This window comes from Streptomyces sp. SID14436, from assembly GCF_010548465.1.
Classification (GTDB): Bacteria; Actinomycetota; Actinomycetes; order Streptomycetales; family Streptomycetaceae; genus Streptomyces.
In genome coordinates this window covers 1-2,629 of sequence record NZ_JAAGMD010000606.1, presented here as the reverse complement: position 1 = coordinate 2,629, position 2,629 = coordinate 1, and the positions used below count along the sequence as shown (strand labels likewise).

Here is a 2,629-nt window from a genome sequence, read left to right as displayed (position 1 = left end):
GGTCGGGCCCGGCGGCCCCGGCCCGGCGGCCGGTCACCCGGTACGGGGCGGTGCCGAGTCCGGCCGCGCGCAGCGTCGACTCCACCGTCCACAGCACCCGGGGGCGGCCGGCGACCGGCCCGGTGTGCGCCACGAGGCGTCCGCCGGGCGCCAGCACCCGCCGGGCCAGACCGTAGAACTCCTGGGAGTACAGCTTGCTGCTCTCGGTGATCGCGGGGTGCGGCAGATCGGAGACCACCACGTCGTAGGCGGCCGGGGGCCCGCCGCGCAGCCAGCCGAAGGGGTCGTCGGCCATGACGTGGACGCGGGGGTCGTCGAACGCGCGCCCGTTCAGCGCGGCGAGCGCCGGGTCGGTGCGGGCCAGCCGCACCACCTCCGGGTCGCGGGTGACCACGTCGATCCGGTGCACGCCCCCGAACCGCAGCACCTCCCGCAGGGCCAGCCCGTCCCCGCAGCCGAGGACGAGCACGCGCGCGTGCGGGCCGTTCATCGCGGGGTGCACCAGCGCCTCGGCGTAGCGGGGCGCGTCGCGGCCGCTGATGCGCAGCCGCCCGTCGAGGAACAGGTCGAGGGGCCGGCCGTCCCGCCCTCCGCTGAGCACCACCTCCTGCACGTCGGTGTGCACGGCGACGCGGACGTCGGAGCCGTACATCGCGTGCCGGGCGGCGCGTTCGAAGTCGTCGACGAGGACGGCGGCCGAGGCGAGCAGGGCGAGCACACAGACGTTGGCCGCCACCAGCAGCCGGCGGTGCCGGCGGGTGAGGTCCTGCCGGAACAGGCCGAGCACCAGCGCCCCGCCGACCACCGCGTTGACGGCGCCGGTGATCAGCGCGCCGGTCAACTGGCCCAGGAACGGCAGCAGCAGGAAGGGGAACGCGAGCCCGCCGACCAGCGCGCCGACGTAGTCCGCGGCGAACAGGTCGGCCACCGCGCCGCCCGCGTCCTGCCGCCGGATCCGCTGGATCAGCTCCATCAGCAGCGGCACCTCGGCGCCGATGAGCAGACCGGTGGCCAGGGAGAACGCGACCAGGAGCCAGCGCGGGCCGTTCACCCAGGCGCCGCCCCAGTCACCGGTGAAGGCGTAGACCGCGTACAGGGCCATGGCGCTGCACCCGCCGATGAGGGCCAGCGCCGCCTCGACGGCCCCGAAGCCGGCCGCCGCGTTCCCCCGCAGCCGCTTGGCGGCCAGGGAGCCGATGCCCATCGCGAACACCATGACGGACAGCACGACCGAGGCGTGGGTGACCGAGTCACCCATCAAGTACGTGGCGAGCGCGAGCAGTTCGAGCTCGTACACGAGTCCGCAGGCCGCACAGACGAACACGCCCGCCAGGACCAGGAAGCGGCCGGTGCCCTGCCGGACGGGCAGCGGGGGCGGGCCGCCGCCCGGACCTCCGCCGGAGCCGCAGGGCCCGCCCCCGGGTGCTGCGGAGCGGGGCGGAGCGGGGGCCTGCGGTTCGATCACCCTGCGACGTTACGTCACACCTCCGGTGCGGATCGTCACCCACACGTGTGGTGCTGGTTTACTCCTGACCGATAGTGGGATGAGCGGGAATCCGCGCCGCGCACGGGCCGCCCGCCCCCGTCCGCCGCCGGCGCCGCCCGCCTCGGACGGCCACCTCAGACGCCCGCCTCGGACGCCCGCCTCAGACGGCCGCCTTGACCCGCGTGCCCACCCGGGTCCGGGTCGCCACCAGCTGCCCGTCCTGCGGATAGGCGTGCCAGGTCCGCCAGTGCACCTGGCCCTCGTGGCGCTGGGCGAGCAGGGCGGTGAAGGCGTGCGGGCTGCCCGGGAACACCCCGGCCAGGCCCTGCGGGTGGTCGGCCACCAGTGCCAGTAACTCCTGGGCGCGGCCCGCGAACGAGCCCGGGGAAAGCACCTCCACCCGGGCCGCGAACTCGTACTCCCAGTCGCCCACCCGCTTGGCGACGCCCAGAGGCAGGGGCGTACTGCTGCCCGGGATGCACGCGACCGTCTCCGAGCACAGTCCGCGCTCCTCCTCCACGAGCACCTGGTGGGACGCGCCGAGCAGGCGCATCTGGAGCTTCACGCCGGTCAGTTCGAGATCGAGCGTGGCCAGAGCGGGCAGCGGCTCGCGGCCCAGGGCCCAGGCGAGGTCGGCCGCGCACGTGTCGGTGTAGGCGGTGTTCAGGGTCGTGAGCATGGATCGGCTCCGCAAGCGCGCAACGAGAAAGAAATGGGGGGAGTCCGGCGCACCCCGGTCGCACCGGGAATCGGCCCGTCAGCCCGGTCGGCCGGTCGGGACGGGCTCCGCTGGAAGTCCGAGGGCTGCGTTGGTGGTTGAGAGGGAATCATGAACCGTGGCGCCGATACAGCGTTTTTACCCAAGTTCAGGCGGTTTCCATCCCCTAGAGGGCTCCACAGCTCAACTGTTCAATCACGCCGTGCGCCCCGTGTGCCCGGCGTGCGCCCGTGCGAAGGTTCGAACACGCACCGCCCGGAACGCTCCGGCGGCTCCCGGAGGGACGACGGCGCCGGCCGTGCGGTCGTCCACGGCCGGCGCCGTCACAGCGGCGGGGTCCGCCCCCCGCGCGGACCCCGCCGTGGCCGATGCGCCCCCCCCTCGCGGCGGGATCGGGCCTCACACCACCCCGGTGCTCAGCCCCC

At 74.7% G+C, this 2,629-nt stretch carries 2 protein-coding genes; both read right to left on the bottom strand.

Translation table 11 applies throughout. The annotated features are described in order from the left end of the window. On the bottom strand, nucleotides 1-1,465 hold a 1,465-nt coding region (locus tag G3I53_RS21545), incomplete at its 3' end, for a polyamine aminopropyltransferase (protein ID WP_164438674.1). 181 nt (nucleotides 1,466-1,646) lie between these two features. After that, the gene (locus G3I53_RS21540) at nucleotides 1,647-2,165 is read right to left on the bottom strand and encodes a DUF2617 family protein (protein ID WP_164337406.1); all 519 of its coding nucleotides are present in this window, start codon (nucleotides 2,163-2,165) and stop codon (nucleotides 1,647-1,649) included. Between the last annotated feature and the right edge of the window lie 464 nt (nucleotides 2,166-2,629).